Annotated in this window: 13 protein-coding genes; 4 read left to right on the top strand and 9 right to left on the bottom strand. The window is 63.1% G+C overall.

All coding sequences use genetic code 11. From position 1 onward, the window contains the following. Positions 1-34 precede the first annotated feature (34 nt). From G7Y49_RS08290 to serA, 5 genes are all read right to left on the bottom strand, one after another. Positions 35-1,747 (bottom strand): AMP-binding protein, encoded by a 1,713-nt coding sequence (locus G7Y49_RS08290; RefSeq protein WP_165172849.1) that lies wholly within the window; start codon positions 1,745-1,747, stop codon positions 35-37. A gap of 9 nt (positions 1,748-1,756) precedes the next feature. After that, entirely contained in the window at positions 1,757-2,338 is a 582-nt protein-coding gene (locus G7Y49_RS08285) for a helix-turn-helix domain-containing protein (protein WP_165172847.1), read from the bottom strand. Positions 2,339-2,515: 177 nt separating this feature from the next. Next, positions 2,516-3,847 carry a dicarboxylate/amino acid:cation symporter gene (locus G7Y49_RS08280; protein ID WP_165172845.1) on the bottom strand — a complete coding sequence of 444 codons (1,332 nt, stop codon included), beginning with the start codon at positions 3,845-3,847 and terminating at the stop codon, positions 2,516-2,518. Between the two features lie 296 nt (positions 3,848-4,143). After that, positions 4,144-5,664 (bottom strand): 2-isopropylmalate synthase, encoded by a 1,521-nt coding sequence (locus G7Y49_RS08275; RefSeq protein ID WP_165172835.1) that lies wholly within the window; start codon positions 5,662-5,664, stop codon positions 4,144-4,146. A 123-nt stretch (positions 5,665-5,787) separates the two neighbouring features. Next, positions 5,788-7,365: a phosphoglycerate dehydrogenase gene (serA, locus tag G7Y49_RS08270; protein WP_165172833.1), complete on the bottom strand. Its 1,578-nt coding sequence runs from the start codon at positions 7,363-7,365 to the stop codon at positions 5,788-5,790. A 358-nt stretch (positions 7,366-7,723) separates the two neighbouring features. Between serA and G7Y49_RS08265 the strand changes: the two genes are divergently transcribed. Both G7Y49_RS08265 and G7Y49_RS08260 read left to right on the top strand, forming a co-directional pair. Next, complete coding sequence (locus tag G7Y49_RS08265) at positions 7,724-8,680, top strand: Fic family protein (RefSeq protein WP_241157346.1); 957 nt, start codon at positions 7,724-7,726, stop codon at positions 8,678-8,680. Between the two features lie 111 nt (positions 8,681-8,791). Beyond that, positions 8,792-9,688 (top strand): Fic family protein, encoded by an 897-nt coding sequence (locus G7Y49_RS08260; protein ID WP_206214604.1) that lies wholly within the window; start codon positions 8,792-8,794, stop codon positions 9,686-9,688. Between the two features lie 231 nt (positions 9,689-9,919). Here the strand turns inward: G7Y49_RS08260 and serC are convergent, their stop codons facing one another. Then, positions 9,920-11,002 carry a 3-phosphoserine/phosphohydroxythreonine transaminase gene (gene serC, locus G7Y49_RS08255; protein WP_165172829.1) on the bottom strand — a complete coding sequence of 361 codons (1,083 nt, stop codon included), beginning with the start codon at positions 11,000-11,002 and terminating at the stop codon, positions 9,920-9,922. Positions 11,003-11,530: 528 nt separating this feature from the next. On the opposite strand from serC, the gene G7Y49_RS08250 reads away from it, so the two are divergent. Further along, entirely contained in the window at positions 11,531-11,710 is a 180-nt protein-coding gene (locus G7Y49_RS08250; protein ID WP_165172827.1) for a hypothetical protein, read from the top strand. Positions 11,711-11,812: 102 nt separating this feature from the next. Here the strand turns inward: G7Y49_RS08250 and G7Y49_RS08245 are convergent, their stop codons facing one another. The 3 genes from G7Y49_RS08245 to G7Y49_RS08235 form a co-directional block, all read right to left on the bottom strand. Continuing rightward, positions 11,813-12,784, bottom strand: coding sequence for a hypothetical protein (locus G7Y49_RS08245; protein ID WP_206214603.1), 972 nt, complete (start codon positions 12,782-12,784; stop codon positions 11,813-11,815). A gap of 88 nt (positions 12,785-12,872) precedes the next feature. Beyond that, complete coding sequence (locus G7Y49_RS08240; RefSeq protein ID WP_165172825.1) at positions 12,873-13,109, bottom strand: alanine racemase; 237 nt, start codon at positions 13,107-13,109, stop codon at positions 12,873-12,875. 1 nt (position 13,110) lies between these two features. Then, positions 13,111-13,329, bottom strand: a complete 219-nt coding sequence (locus G7Y49_RS08235; RefSeq protein WP_165172823.1) for a hypothetical protein — start codon at positions 13,327-13,329, stop codon at positions 13,111-13,113. 176 nt (positions 13,330-13,505) lie between these two features. Here G7Y49_RS08235 and G7Y49_RS08230 point away from each other — a divergent pair, with 176 nt between their 5' ends. Then, entirely contained in the window at positions 13,506-15,224 is a 1,719-nt protein-coding gene (locus G7Y49_RS08230) for a hypothetical protein (protein ID WP_165172821.1), read from the top strand. Positions 15,225-15,399: the final 175 nt, after the last annotated feature.

Below are 15,399 nucleotides of genomic sequence, written 5' to 3'. Positions count from 1 at the left end.
GCCGTCCCGCGCGGCGCGCCCGCGCCCCGCTCCCCTACTTCCCGGCGCGCACCAGCTCCTCGGCCATCTCGCGCAGCTTGAACTTCTGCACCTTCATCGAGGGCGTCATGGGGAAGTCGTCCACGACGAACACGCGCTTGGGCACCTTGTAGCGCGCGATGCGCGGGATGGCCCACTGCCGCACGTCGTCCTCGGTGAGGTCCTCGTGCCCCGGGCGCGTGCGCACGAAGGCGCCCACGATCTCGCCGTACTTCGCGTCGGGGATGCCCACCACCTGCGCGTCGAGGATGCCGGGATGCCCCAGCAGGAAGTTCTCGATCTCGAGCGGGTAGATGTTCTCGCCGCCGCGGATGATCATGTCCTTGATGCGCCCCGTCACGCGGTAGTAGCCGTCCTCGTCGACCATGCCGAGGTCGCCCGAGTGCAGGTATCCGTCAGCGTCGATGGCCTCGGCCGTGGCCTCGGGCATCTTGTAGTAGCCCTTCATGACGTTGTAGCCCTTGCAGCACAGCTCGCCCGGCTCGCCCACGCCGCAGACGTGCCCGTCGGACGGGTCGATCACGCGCACGTCGACCGGCGGGTGCGCGCGCCCGACCGTCTCGCACTTGTGCTCGATGTCGTCGTCGGCCGAGGTCTGCGTGAACACGGGACTCGTCTCGGTGAGGCCGTAGCAGATGGTGATCTCCCGCATGTACATCTTGTCCATGACCTCGCGCATCGTCTCGGGCGGGCAGGGGCTGCCCGCCATGATGCCCGTGCGCAGGCTCGTGAGGTCGAACGTGTCGAAGTCGGGGTGGTTGAGCTCGGCGATGAACATGGTGGGCACGCCGTAGACCGCCGTGGCGCGCTCCTTGTGGATGGCCTGCAGCACGAGGCCCGCGTCGAAGTCCTCGACGATGACCATGGTGGAGCGGTGCGTGAGGTTCGCCATCACGCCGAGCACGCAGCCGAAGCAGTGGAAGAACGGCACGGGCAGGCACACGCGGTCGGCGGGCCCGAGCTTCTGGCCCTCGCCGATGTAGAAGCCGTTGTTCAGGATGTTGCGGTGCGTGAGCATGACGCCCTTCGGGAAGCCCGTGGTGCCGGAGGTGTACTGCATCATGACGACGTCGTTGTTGTCGAACTGGTGCGCCGCCCACTCGAGCGAGCTGTCCGGGTAGTGCTGCCCCAAGAGCATGAGCTCGGGCACGCTGTAGAAGCCGCGGTGCTTCTCGGGCCCCATGTAGATGAGGTTCTCGAGGCAGGGGTACGTCTCGCTGCGCAGGAAGCCGCGCTGCTGCTCGAGCGACTCGGGCACCAGGCCGCGGATGATCTCGAGGTAGTCTACGTCGCGGTAGGCGTCGATCACGCACAGCGCCTTCATGTCGGACTGCTTGAGCACGTAGTCGAGCTCGTGGCTCTTGTACACGGGGTTCACCGTGACCATGACGATGCCCGCCTTCGCGGTGGCGTACATGAAGGTGAGCCAGTCGGGGATGTTGCGCGCCCACACGCCGAGGTGGTCGCCCGGCTTCATGCCGATGGCGATCAGGCCCTTGGCCAGGTTGTCGGTGCGCTCGTCGAAGTCCCGGTACGTCCAGCGCAGGTCGCGGTCGGGGTAGACCACGAACTCGTGATCGGGGTCTGTCGCCGCCTGGTCGCGGAAGTAGTCGCCGATCGTCTTCTCGGAGTGGAGCGGGTAGTCCGGCGAGCCGGGAACGGGCGCGGGAGCGGGGATGGAAGCAGAGGTGGAGGCGGGAGTGGTCATGCGCGCCCCCTACAACGGCGTGTACACGACGGCCAAAAACTTCGCCTTCTGCCCCTCGTGGGCGCGGACCTGATGCGGCACGATGGAGTCGTAGTAGATGCTCTCGCCGGGATGCAGCACGTAGACCTCGCGGCCGTACTCGATCTCGATGCAGCCCTCCATGCCGAACAGCCACTCCTCGCCCTCGTGCCCCACGAGCTCGTGGTCCATCTCGCCACACGGGTCGACCGTGATGATGAAGGGGTCCATGTGGCGCGAGGGGCGGCCCGCAGCCAGGCTGAAGTAGCTCAAGTCCCCCGCGTCGCTCGCAGTCTGGAGGCTCCGGGTGAGCTCCACCTCGCGCATCTGCTCGGTCGAGATGTAGGCCGGGCCGAACGCCTCGTCGTCATCCATGAGCGTGCCGAGGCGCACGCCGAGCGCGCGCGTGATCTTGATGAGCGGCGCGAGCGACGCCGGCGCCGTGCCCGACTCCAGATCCTCGATCACCGAGACGTCGCAGCCGCAGCGGTCGGCCAGGTCCTGCGCGCTCAAGTGGTGCGCCGTGCGCAGCGTGACGATCTTGCGGCCGAGCTTGTTCTCCTCTTCAACCATGGGTGCCCTCTCTCTCCCTCGTGGTGCAGCTGTCATGCAGCAGGGCCGCCGCATCACGCCCGGCGTGGTGAGGCGGCCCTGCGTCCGCTTTCGTGTAGAGCGTATTATCACCCGAAACGAAGGCGATGGGGACGAGAATGCGGCACAAAATGAGCGCCGAGGGCGCCCTTCGCGCCCTTAGGCGGCGAGCTTCTGCTCCTTGCGCGCGTAGGAGCGCTTCTGGATCGCGTCGACGCTCTGGACCACCGCCGCGTCGCCCGTGATGTTCACCACGGTGCGCATCATGTCGAGGATGCGGTCGACGCCGGCCACGAGCGCGACGCCCTCCACCGGCAGGCCCACCGACTGGAGCACCATGGCGAGCATGATCATGCCGCTGCCGGGGACGCCCGCCGTGCCGATGGAGGCGAGCACCGCGGTGAGCACGATGGTGAACTGCTGGCCGATCGTGAGGTCGATGCCGAACACCTGCGCGATGAAGATGGCGCAGACGCCCTGGTAGATGGCCGTGCCGTCCATGTTGATGGTGGCGCCGAGCGGCAGCACGAACGAAGCCACCTCGTCAGACGCGCCCATCTTCTTGGCGCACTCGAGGTTGAGCGGCAGCACGCCGACCGAGGAGGCCGACGCGAAGGCGAAGCCCATGGCGGGCGCCTGGTTCTTGAGGAACTTCAAGGGGCTCATGCGCGCGAACACCTTCACGATGCCCGAGTACACGAGCGCGATCTGGCAGATCATGGCCACGTAGGCCACCACCACGAGCCACAGGAGCGGCGCCAGGACCTCCGGCCCGTTGTTCGCGATGACGGGCGTGATCAGGCCGAACACGCCGAACGGGGCGATCATGATGATGCCGTGCATCACCTTGATGCACACGTCCGACATCGCGTTGGTGAACTCCACCACGATGGCGGCCTTCTTGCCCGCCGCGATGATGCCGAAGCCGAACACGAGCGCGATCACGATGACCTGCAGCATCGTGGCGTCGGCCATGGGCTGCACGAAGTTCGACGGGAAGATGTTGACGATGGTGTCGATGAACGACGGGGCCTCCTTGGCCTCGTAGACGAGGTCCTCGGCCGGCAGGATGTAGCCCGCGCCGACGTTCATCACATTGGCGAAGATCAGGCCGAGCGTCACGGCGAACGCCGTGGTCGTGAGGTAGAACACGATGGTCTTGCCGCCGATGGCGCCAACCTTCTTCACGTCCTCGAGCGACACCACGCCCGCGATGATCGAGAAGAGCACGAGCGGCACGACGATCATCTTGATGAGGTTGAGGAATATGGTGCCGAGCGGCTTGATGTAGGTGTCCGCGATCTCCGGCGTCCCCTGCAGCGCCAGGCCCGCCGCGACGCCGAGCGCGAGCGCGATGAAGATCCACGTGGTGAGCGAGAGCCGCTTGAACCACGGCTTCTTCGGCTCGTCTGCGACGGCGGCGCCGTCGGCGGGCGACGCCGACGGCGCGCTCTGCGCTTTCCCGGCGCGCGCCTCCTTGTCGTCAGTCATGAGACTTACCCTTCCCTTCTATACATAAAAAATGGCGAAGCTCCACAAAAGAGCTTCGCCATTATAGGGTATTTCCCCCATCCGCACCCCAAAACCAGACGACGAATGCGGCTAACGGACAACGTCCCCGTGGGAGGTAAAGTCAGCGAGGGTTCTTGCGGTGCCTGAGATAGCCCCGCCGCAGGGCCAAGTGGGCTCCGCCCACGCCGAGCCCTGCACAAGGGGCTAGGTCAGGTGCCGCAAGAAGCCGCAGCGTCGAGCAGTTCCGTTCGTCCCGTCAGGGCGAACGGAACAGATTAGCGCTTCTCGGAGAGCAGGCGGTTCAGGGCGTTGAGGTACGCCTTCGTGGACGACACGATGATGTCGCCGTCGGCGCCGCGCCCGGTGTACACCTCGCCGTTGCCGGCCTTCACGCGCACGGTCACCTCGCCGAGGGCGTCGATGCCGCGCGTGACGGACTGCACGGAGAACTCGGTGAGGTCGTTGTCCACCTTGATGATCTGGTTCACGGCCTTGTACACCGCGTCGACCGGGCCGGTGCCGTAGGCGCACACGGTGATCGGCTCGCCCTCGGGGTTCGCGAGCGTGAGCGTGGCCGTGGGCGTGAGCGGGAAGCCGCAGCTGATCTGGACGCTCTCGAGCGTGTAGAGCGCGCTCTCCTCGCGGTCGCGCTCGTTCACGAGGCTCTCGAGGTCCTCGTCGTAGACCTCCTTCTTCTTGTCGGCCAGGTTGAGGAACGCCTCGTACACCTGGTCGAGCTGCTCGCCCTCGAACTCGTAGCCGAGCTCCTCGAGGCGGTGCTTCAGGGCCGCGTGCCCGCTGCGCGCCGTGAGCACGATCTGGCTCGAGCCTGCGCCGACGTCGGCCGGGTCGATGATCTCGTAGGTGTCGCGCTTCTTCAGCACGCCGTCCTGGTGGATGCCCGAGGAGTGCGCGAAGGCGTTCGCGCCGACGATGGCCTTGTTGGCCTGCACGTTCATGCCGGTGATGGAGCTCACGAGGCGGCTCGCCTTGATGAACTCGCGGGTGTTGATGTCGGTGTGCGCGTCAAGCTCGGCCTCATGCATGCGGATGGCCATGACCACTTCCTCCATGGCCGTGTTGCCCGCGCGCTCGCCGAGGCCGTTGACGGTGCACTCGACCTGCGTGGCGCCGTTCTTCACGCCGGCCATGGCGAGCGCCGTGGCCATGCCGAGGTCGTTGTGGCAGTGGACCGACACGGTGACGTTCTCGATGCCGCGCACGTTGTCCATGAGGTACTTGATGCGCTGGCCGAACTCCTCGGGCAGCGAGTAGCCCGTGGTGTCGGGGATGTTCACCACCGTGGCGCCCGCGTCGACGACCGCCTGGATGACCTTGACGAGGAAGTCGTAGTCGGACCTTCCCGCGTCCTCGGCGTAGAACTGCACGTCGTCCACGTACTTCTTCGCGTAGGACACCGCGTGCACGGCGCGCTCGATGCACTGGTCCTCGGTGATGCGCAGCTTGTCGCGCATGTGCGAGGGCGACACGCCGATGCCGGTGTGGATGCGGGGGCGCTTGGCGTACTTGAGGGCGTCGGCCGCCACGTCGATGTCCTTCTCGATGGCGCGCGTGAGGCCGGCCACCGTGGCGTCCTCGCCCGCGAGCTCGGCGATGCGGCGCACGCTCTCGAAGTCACCCGGGCTCGATATGGGGAAACCCGCCTCGATGACATCCACGTTCAACCGCAGCAGCTGGCGGGCGATGACGAGCTTCTCCTCCGTGTTCATGGAAGCGCCCGGCGACTGCTCGCCGTCGCGCAAGGTGGTGTCAAAGATGTTGATCTTGCGGGTCATGGTTCCTTCTTTCCTGTCTTGCCTCGTGCGGTTAACCGCATTTGCACATGATAGCAAAAGGGGGCCGTCTTTCCAGCCCCCTCTCGCTTCGTCACATGGTATCCAGCTGCCGAGAACCGCGACCTACAGCGTGAGCGCCCAGAGGTTCTTCAGGTCGATGGCCGCGCGCAGCTCGTCGAGCACCTCCGCGCTCACCTCCCCCTCCACGTTCATGTACACGAGCGCGCACTGCTCGGCGGGCTTGGTGCCGATCTGCATGGTGGTGATGTTGACGCCCGCCGCGCCAAGGATGGTGCCGATGGTGCCGATGCGGCCCGGCGCGTCGACGTACTCGAAGATGAGCGAGTGCTTCGCGGGCGCCATGTCGATCTTGTACTCCATGATGGAGGCGATGCGCGCAGCCTGGTCGATGCCGAAGAGCGTCGACGAGATCTCCACGCCGTCAGCGACGACGCGCACCGAGGAGGCGTACTCCTGCGCGTCGGACACGCCCGCGGTCTGCACGGAGATGCCGTGGCGGGCGGCCACCGAGTCGACGTTCGAGGAGGTGACCGTGCTCAGGCGGCGGTACGTGAGGATGCCGTCGAGCACGCCTGCCACGAGCATCTCGGGGTCGGCGTCGGCGATGGTGCCCGCGAGCTCGACGCGCAGCGACTTCGGGATGTTGCCGAGCACCTGCGCGATGACGCGGCCCATCATCTTGCACGCCGGCACGTAGGGGCCGAGGGCGTCGAGCACCTCGGGCGGCAGCGGCGACACGTTGATGGCCGTGGGGACGATGGAGCCCTCCAGGCCCGCCCACACGTAGTTGGCGATCTGAACGCCCGCGCGCACCTGCGCCTCGCGCGTGACGGCGGCGATGTGCGGGGTGAGCAGCGCGTTGTCGAACTCGTGCAGCGGGCCCTCCGTGCAGGGCTCCTCCTCGTACACGTCGATGCCCACGGCCGCGATCTTGCCCGCGGCCACGAAGTCGGCCAGCGAGTCGGGCTGGTAGATGCCGCCGCGCGCCGCGTTCACCAGGATGACGCCGTCCTTCATGGCGGCGTACTCCTCGGGGCCGAACATGCCGATGGTGTCGGCGGTCTTGGGCAGGTGCACCGTGATGAAGTCGGCCTGGGTCACCACCTCGCTCACCGAGTCGTACAGCGTCACGCCGAGCTGCTCGGCGCGCTCGGGGCTGCAGTACGGGTCGTGGCCGATGAGGCGCATGCCGAAGGCGCGGGCGCGCTCGGCCACGAGGCCGCCGATGCGGCCGAGGCCGAAGATGGCGAGCGTCTTGCCGTAGAGCTCGGTGCCCACGAACTCCGTGCGCACCCACTGGCCTGCGTGCATGGAGGCGTTGGCCTGCGGGATCTTGCGCGCGGCGGCGAGCATGAGCGCCATGGTGTGCTCGGCGGCGCTCACGATGTTGGAGGTGGGCGCGTTGCACACGATGATGCCGGCCTCGGTGGCCGCCTCGATGTCGATGTTGTCGACCGTCACGCCGGCGCGCCCGATCACCTTGAGGTTCTCGGCGGCCTTTATCAGCGACGGCGTCACGAAGGTCTGAGAGCGCACGATGAGCGCCTCGTACGGCGGTATCACCTCGATGAGCTGCTCGGGCGTGAGGTCGAGCTTCACGTCAACCTGGTAGCCGCGCTTCTGCAGCGCCTCGATGCCCTCTTCGGCGATCTTCTCCGTAACCAGAATCTTCTTCGTCATGTGAGTCCCCATCATGTATGGCCGGCGAATCCGCGTGCGCCGCCAGGCGCGCGCCGCGCACGCAACGTACGCGTGCGCTCACGCAGCAGTGTAGGCGAGGTGCGCTCACCTGCGGCTAAGCAAGCGCCCAGGAATCGGCGGGCGAGCCGGAAAACGCGCGCGAGGAGCAGCAGGCGCACGTCAGGCAAGAAGAGAGCCGCTCAGCCCGAGCCTTGGCTCGCACCTCGGTCCGCAAGCCCGATCGCGCAGCCCGGGCGGCTTTATACCGCCAATGGCGGTATAATCATGGCGGTAATCGAAGAAGATGCAGCGTACTGTGCGGGCGCTGTGTTGCCGATAGCGACGTAAAGGAGGGGCTGTGCCTTACGAGCCGCCGTTCAACCGCAACGACCGCATCGCCCAACTCTGCATGGAGGTCGCAGAGCTCGTCGGCATGGTCTCCCCTCAGGCCGACCTCGCAGCAAGTCCCATGCTCCACCACGAGCTGAGAATCAAGACCATCCACTCCTCGCTGCTCATCGAGGGAAACAGCCTCACCGAGGAAGCCGTGACGGCCATTCTCGACGGAAGGCGCGTGCTCGGCAGCGCCCGCGACATCCGGGAAGTCGAGAACGCCAAGCGGGCGTACGACCTCATCCCCGAGCTTGACCCCTATTCGCTTGAGGACCTGCTCAAGGCCCACCGCGCCATGATGGAGGGCCTCGTCGCCGAGGCGGGGCGCTTTCGCTCCGGCAACGTCGGCGTCTTCGACGGCGATAGGCTCATCCACGCCGGCACGCCAGCCGCCTACGTGCCCGAGGTCATGGCCGACATCTTCAGCTGGCTGGAGGCAACCGACATGCACCCGCTGCTCGCCTCATGCGTGTTCCACTTCGAGTTTGAGTTCGCTCACCCCTTCGCGGACGGCAACGGACGCGTCGGCCGGCTCTGGCATACGCTCCTCCTCTCGCGGTGGCGTCCCGTGCTGGCTTGGCTGCCCGTGGAGAGCACGATCAGACAGCGGCAAGCGGGATACTATGCCGCCTTCGCGAAATCCGACGCAGCGGGGTCGAGCGAAGCGTTCGTCGAGTTCATGCTGGAAGCAATACGCGACTCGCTCCGCCTCTTCGCCGCCCCGCAAAGCTCGCGCGAGCTCAACCTCGAAAACGCGCTCGCCTACTTCCGCGCGCATCCCGCAGGCAGCGTCTCCGCCCTCGCCGTGAAGCTCGGCTGCTCCAAGCGCAGCGCCGAGCGCCTGGTGGCGGAGCTGAAGAAGGACGGCCGCCTCATCAGGGAAGGCAGCACCCGATCAGGCACCTGGAGAGTTCGCCCGTAAGCGTCGATGCCGTCCTTGGCCTTATCTTCGCTTTATTGCCGATAACGGCAACAAACCTGCCTGATTTGCTATAGTGGTCTTATGTGTTCTTGCCGATGGAAAGCAGGTGTCGTGGAGTTCCTCCCAGCAGCAGCGATCGCCCGCTTGTGGGGCGTCTCCGAAAGGAGCGTCCGGAACTACTGCGCGCAGGGCCGCGTCCCCGGGGCCTTCCGCACGGGAAGGATGTGGAGCATTCCCGCCGACGCTGAGAAGCCCATGCGCCCTAACGCCCGCAACGCCTCTTCGGGCAATCCTCTCCTCGCGCGGCTTCTTAAGGAAAAGGAGAGCGGCATCCGCGGCGGCATCTACCACAAACTGCAGGTCGAGTTCACCTACAACTCGAATCACATCGAAGGCTCCCGCCTCTCCCTCGACCAAACCCGCCTGATATTCGAGACCTCATCGATCAGCGACGAGGGAAGGGTGCTCGCAGTCAACGACATCATCGAGACGGTGAACCACTTCAGATGCATCGACCTATGCCTCGGGAACGCCCGAAAGCCCCTGTCGGAGCATCTGATCAAGGAGCTGCACCGAACCTTGAAGGCAGGAACCTCGGACAGCTCCCGCCCCTGGTTCTCGGTGGGAGAATACAAGCAGGTCCCAAACGAGGTAGGCGGTCGGCCGACGTCGGCTCCCGAGGACGTTTCCGCTCATATGACGACGTTGATAAGGGAATACGATCCGCTTGTCCCCCACTCGCTCGATCAGATCATCGACTTTCACGTAAGGCTTGAGCGCATCCACCCCTTCCAAGACGGCAACGGCCGCGTCGGCAGGCTGATCATGCTGAAGGAGTGCCTCGGCAACGGCGTTGTCCCGTTTGTCATAACCGACGACATGAAGCTGTTCTACTATCGCGGCCTGGCGGAATGGGATGACGAGCGCGGCTTTCTCACCGACACCTGCCTCGCCGCGCAAGATCGCTTTGGGCGATGGATGGACTATTTCCGCATCCCTCCAACGTGACGCCTTGTGTTCTATGCCGCCATCGGTTAGCTGCGCTAGAGCGCTGAGCGCTGCCAGGGAGGCCCGAAAGGAATGACCCCGGTCAGAGCCGGGGTCATTCGACGAGAGTCGCTTGAGGACAATATACGCGCTACGTGCGGTCCGCACCCTCATGCAGCCGCCGCACGTGCGATCCACGCCCTCATGCGGCGGTCGCATGTGCTGCCCGCGCCGTCGCGCGATTGGGCCCCCTTACGCGTTCTCGCGCTCGAACTTGTCCATGAACTGGACGAGCGCTTCGACGCCGGCCTTCGGCATCGCGTTGTAGATGCTCGCGCGCATGCCGCCGACGGAGCGGTGGCCCTTGATGGACTCGATGCCGGCGCCCTTCGCCTCGGCCACGAACTTCGCGTCGAGGTCGGTGTCGCCCGTGATGAACGGCACGTTCATGAGCGAGCGGTCCTCCTTGCGCGCCGTCGCCGTGAAGAGCTTGCTCTGGTCGAGGAAGTCGTACAGAATGCCCGCCTTCTCGACGTTGCGCGCCTTCATCGCCTCGAGGCCGCCCATCTCCTTCAGCCACTTGAACACGAGGCCGCAGATGTAGATGCCGTACGCCGGGGGCGTGTTCGACAGGCTCTTCGCGTCAGCCTGCGTCTTGTAGCGCATGATGGTCGGCGTGAACGGCAGCACGTCCTCGCGCACCAGGTCGTCGCGCACGATCACGATGACCACGCCCGCGGGGCCGACGTTCTTCTGCACGCCGCCGTAGATCAGGCCGTAGTCAGCCACGTTCACCGGCTCGGAGAGGAACATCGAGGACACGTCGGACACCAGCGGGATGTTGCCCGTGTTCGGCAGCTTCGGGTAGCGCGTGCCGTAGATGGTCTCGTTCTGGCAGATGTAGACGTAGTCGGCGTCGGGCGTGAACTCAAGGCCGTCGACGTCGGGCACGTAGGAGAAGTTGCCGTCCTCGGAGCTCGCCACGCAGCGCGCCTCGCCGTAGAGCTTCGCCTCCTTGAACGCCTTCTTCGACCACGAGCCGCTCAAGATGTAGTCGGCCTTCTTGTTCTGCATGAGGTTCATCGGGATCGCCGCGAACTGCTGCGTGGCGCCGCCCTGGAGGAAGAGCACGTGGTAGTTCTCAGGGACGCCCATGAGCTCGCGCAGGTCTGCCTCGGCCGTCTCGATGATCCGGGCGAACGGCTTGGAGCGGTGGCTCATCTCCATGACCGACATGCCGCAGCCGTCGTAGTCGAGCATCTCCGCCGCCGCCTGCTTCAGCACCTCTTCAGGCAGGACCGCCGGTCCCGCCGAGAAATTGTAAACCCTGCCCATTGTTAGCGCGCTCCTTTTGTCTTTCTTGCTGGAGTAACCCGAGCGGCGCGTTGCCGCCCCTTCTGCCTGACGCGGCAGAATTACTGTATTGTAGCGCCAATTTAGCACGCTAAAGCGAGATATCGCCAGAAGGCGGGAATCCCCTATCCCGAGCCCCGTTGACGTGCCCCAAGGGCAACGACAGGCTGGCGCCAAACTCTTAGCCTAGCAGCTAGTTTCTTGGGGATAGTAAGAATCTGTAAGTAATGGTAAATACCGAGTTCAAAGCGCATTTCTCACCATAATCAACCGTAAGCAATCCGGACTCTGGGAGGATAGTCCTTGACGAAGTTCTTGACTGATCAAGAATCGAAATCAAGAAGACCTTCCCGTTGGGGCCGAGAGACCGAAGGGAGAAGAGCTATGGCTGCACAAGCCCCGTGAGCTCAGCTCATCGAGGAAAAAGAGCTCGCATATTTCCAGGCGGGCGTATGTCTCGGCTCGCCGGAATCCTACAGCTTAGAAGAGAAGGCGAGGATATGCGGCGATATGGAAGCGACCAGCGCCAAAATCGACGCCGCGATGAAAAAGGACTTCGAAGCGATGCCCCCACGGATGCGGGTCCGCATGCTGGACATGCTCTGCGAGCGCGATCCGAGCATGGCCGGGTGGTGGAAGGAGCTTCTGGTGAGCAAGGCGCCCGACTGCGCGGACGAGGTGGCGAGGTAGGCGGGCGCGGTTCCCCTGAAAAAAGACGGCCGGGCCGCTCGAACGAATCGGACGGCCCGGCCGTTTTCGCTATCTGCGACTGCGAAGACGCCGACGGCGACCCTACGCCAGCATCTCGTTCACGCGCCGCTGCACGACTGGGTAGTACGAGCCGAGCCTGCGCTTCCGTTCGTCCCCGTCGCCGTATTCGCCGCGGATGACCGCGCGCACCATGGCGTCCACGTCAGCGGAAGTTCTGGTCGTTCCGGCAGCTCCCAGGATCTCGTTCACGCGAGCCCGCACCGCAGCGTAGTTGCCGCCCAAGGCGGCCTTGCACGCCTCGCCGTTGCCGAGCTCGCCCGCGATGACGCGCCGCGCGAGCGCGTCCACGTCGGCCGAGGGGCCGCTGGAGGACGGCCCGCCGGAGAGGATGCGGTTGACCTCCGCCTGCACCTCGCCGTAGCGCGAACCCAAAGCCGCCCTGCGCTCGTCGCCGTTCCCGAACTCGCCGGCGATCACACGCCGTGCCAGATCGTCGATGCCATCAGGGGAAGGGTAGGAAGGCGAACCGCCCCCGTCGGCCTTGCCGTTGTAGTGCAGGATGCCGTCCCAGCGCCCGGAGTAGTAGCCGCGCACCCGGCTCTCGCGCCCGGTCTGGTCGCCAGGGGCACCGTCGACGCCGCCGGTCTCGCTGACGGAGAACTCGGCCAAGAGGTCGGTCACCCCGTCGTAGCGCACGCACATGGCCGTGTGAGTGCTCTCGTTCAGGTAGGCGTCGCCACGAGAAGCGTTGAACGACATCGGCTGCCAGGAGAACAGACCTGAGCCTGTGAACATCTCCCGCATGCCGCCGGTCCGGTTGTAGCGCGTGATCAGCCCGTCGTAGGCGGAACCCGCCAGCGCCAGCTCCCACGCCTCGCACACCGCGGAAGAGCAGTCGCGATCGTCCCGCCTCACCTTCACCGCGCCCGCGTCGGTCGCAACCGAGCAGTGGCTCGAAGCGCCGTGCCGGCCGGGCTGGGAGTAGCCGTGCTCCGAGCAGGAACATAAGTGCTCCATTACCTGCGCCGCCACGTTCGCCCTCGAGATCGCCATAATGAAGCCCCTTTCGTACAGCGGGCACCGCAGCCACAGCGCCCGAAATCCTTGAGAAGTAACTTGAGAAGTGCCGCTTGGCCTGCGCCTACGCACCGGATCCGCGCCCCGCGCCCTCACCTTCGGGCAGGTGCGCGCTGATCTCCGCCATCACGGGCGAGAGCACCGCCATCACCAGGGCGACGACCAGCGCTCGAACGCTCGGGTCCATCACGCACCAGCCCAGAATCAAATCCAGGTTGGCGACCACCACGCCCAAAACGCCCTGTACGACCGTGCGCAGGAGCCTCCATTGCCAATCGTTGCTCGTCAGGAACTCGCCCATGTCATGCCGCCTTCCCCTTGATCTCCTCGATGTCGTGCTTGGCGACGGCCATGTCCTGCTCCAGCTTGTAGGTGCGCTCCAGGACTCGGTTGTGCTTCTCGACCTTGGCCGTCAGGGCGTCCAGCTTGACCTCCATGACGGCCCTCGACTTGGAATTGGAGAGGATCACCCCGACGAGGGTCACCACCCCCGTGATGCAGGCGACGATGATTGAATCCATAAAGAGCTGCCTCCCGAGATCGCGTTGTCCGTCCTCGGAAGGCAGTGTCTTATGGCGTCACAAAGTGGATGCAAGCAACTGTCGCACGCCGTGTTTGCTAGCCTGTGTCCTATTAGAGCCGTACTGACTGCTGGCATAATGTAGTTAGTCAGATATTGATGCAAGAAAGGCACCCGATGAGCAGCGATGACAAACTAAAAGAGGCTATTGCGCTGATTGACCGTCAGATAGCGAAAGCCCTGCGCACTACGCGCGGATTCAGACAAGTCTGGAGTAATGGAAAGCTCTCTTATCGTAAAAAACTGGGTGGATTCGCAACATTGATGCAACCATCGCAGGAAGAGGTTGAGTACGCGTTCTTCAAATCATCGCTAGAGTCCTCGGTGCGCAACAACATCGTTAATCCGATTTTGGTTTCGCTCTTTGAGCTGTATAGCATAGATGCTAGCTGGCCAGAAAGATCAATAATCGCCTGGTCAAACAACATTTCGTACGAGAGAGTGAATCCTATCGAGTTTGTCATTACAGCGAATAGTGAGACCGTTGGCTATCGGTACACTACTCCAGACACGCTCACGTCTGACGACATTGCCGACATATTGAAAAAGTGGGAGCTTGACAGGATAGTTGCGATCGATTGGTCAGGCGATAGCACCGAAACACTGCAGCAATCAGATGTTGAGCTTTGCATCGGGAACGATGAAGGCATAACACGCATTTCTTCGGCTGGTTTCTTTGAGGGGTTCTTTTCTGGTGAGCTTTACGTCGAATTCGTCGGTCGTATAAGGAAAGCAGTGGATAAGGCGGAAGACATCATTGGTTTCCAGGCGATATCGCAACTGTCCATGCCTCGGCTAGCGCCTTTCAGGGCAGAGCTGGCCAAAGATGTCCGTCAGGTCATTGAGGGTCTTCCAAATGATTTGGCAGCCATGGACACTGCTGATACGGTATACCATCTATCTAGCGAGGATCACATAGCTCTTGATAGGGCATTCTTCAACGAAGGTTTGGGACGAAGCCTAAGCGGTACTAAGGGATTTGCTAGGTGCTTTACCACGTCTGAATATCTCCGAAAGGCTTTTCGCCAAGGCGGAGAATTTGACTACACGGCGATTGTTTGCGGATATCTTAAGGCTGTTGAGCAATTGGCAAACGACCTTATGCTCGCTACGTTGGAGACAGAGGGCGCAGAAAACCTGTTCATTCACACTCATAACACGAAGGATAAAAAGCGCCATCAAACGCGCACGCCATTTGATTGGACAAGTGAGACACCGCACGTGCAATTCATCCCCGAGAATAAAAAGCTGTTTGACACAACACTGGCTTCACTGGCAAACTTGCTTCACGATAATAAAAACGCCTGGAGAATTAGCGATAACGGAAGACATTATGTCCTTCTAAAACTTAGAGCTTTTGCGAAAAAGGACAGGAACGGCTACTTCCACAAAGATAACTTCACCGACTCTTGTGAGGTTAATAAAATCAGGGAAGACGCGATTGCTCTTTTATACTTCCTAATTGGCGGCTACATCATACCCGGTAGCCAAAACAAGCAGCGTGAGGTGCTTGGTATAAAGCACGTTCCTTACAATGACCTATATATGAAATTGTCTTACATCCCCATGCACGTACATAATTTCGTTATTGAGTTTGGCGGCCACGATCCTATAATGGCGATCAGACTCTGCGAACAGCCCGAGATTGAATACGACGAATACGGTCTAGTTACATCGAAGGTGTACTTCGTCAAAGTTGATGATCATCGTGGCAATCACGAATGGGAGTCTATCGAGACCGTCAACAAAGCCGATGTCATAGAGGTGAGTCGCGAGAGCATGCCCTCGAAGTTGCACTTCGTAAAAAGAGGTGGCGAACAGGTGCGGTTATGGTAAAGAGGAGGTGCGTGGGCTTGCGGCCCACGCACCTTGGCGGTGCTGTCAACCCTGCAGCGTTTTGCTACCACGGTACTTAAAGTACGCAGTGGCAATCTCCACGACAGCATTGATGACGGCTAGTACGACCTCATCGGTAGGCTTGTACTTCATCTTCTCCTCCTTTGGTTGGATT

Origin of the sequence: Adlercreutzia sp. ZJ242 (assembly GCF_011038995.1) — a bacterium.
Lineage (GTDB): Bacteria > Actinomycetota > Coriobacteriia > Coriobacteriales > Eggerthellaceae > CAAEEV01.
The sequence above is the reverse complement of the archived record's forward strand: the minus strand, read 5'-3'. Positions and strand labels throughout refer to the sequence as shown.

Bases quoted from the DNA above. Each gene is read 5' to 3' on its own strand.
- G7Y49_RS08290 (WP_165172849.1), bottom strand. From the start codon at position 1,747: ATGACCACTCCCGCCTCCACCTCTGCTTCCATCCCCGCTCCCGCGCCC.
- G7Y49_RS08285 (WP_165172847.1), bottom strand. From the start codon at position 2,338: ATGGTTGAAGAGGAGAACAAGCTCGGCCGCAAGATCGTCACGCTGCGC.
- G7Y49_RS08280 (WP_165172845.1), bottom strand. From the start codon at position 3,847: ATGACTGACGACAAGGAGGCGCGCGCCGGGAAAGCGCAGAGCGCGCCG.
- G7Y49_RS08275 (WP_165172835.1), bottom strand. From the start codon at position 5,664: ATGACCCGCAAGATCAACATCTTTGACACCACCTTGCGCGACGGCGAG.
- serA (WP_165172833.1), bottom strand. From the start codon at position 7,365: ATGACGAAGAAGATTCTGGTTACGGAGAAGATCGCCGAAGAGGGCATC.
- serC (WP_165172829.1), bottom strand. From the start codon at position 11,002: ATGGGCAGGGTTTACAATTTCTCGGCGGGACCGGCGGTCCTGCCTGAA.
- G7Y49_RS08250 (WP_165172827.1), top strand. From the start codon at position 11,531: ATGGAAGCGACCAGCGCCAAAATCGACGCCGCGATGAAAAAGGACTTC.
- G7Y49_RS08245 (WP_206214603.1), bottom strand. From the start codon at position 12,784: ATGGCGATCTCGAGGGCGAACGTGGCGGCGCAGGTAATGGAGCACTTA.
- G7Y49_RS08240 (WP_165172825.1), bottom strand. From the start codon at position 13,109: ATGGGCGAGTTCCTGACGAGCAACGATTGGCAATGGAGGCTCCTGCGC.
- G7Y49_RS08235 (WP_165172823.1), bottom strand. From the start codon at position 13,329: ATGGATTCAATCATCGTCGCCTGCATCACGGGGGTGGTGACCCTCGTC.
- G7Y49_RS08230 (WP_165172821.1), top strand. From the start codon at position 13,506: ATGAGCAGCGATGACAAACTAAAAGAGGCTATTGCGCTGATTGACCGT.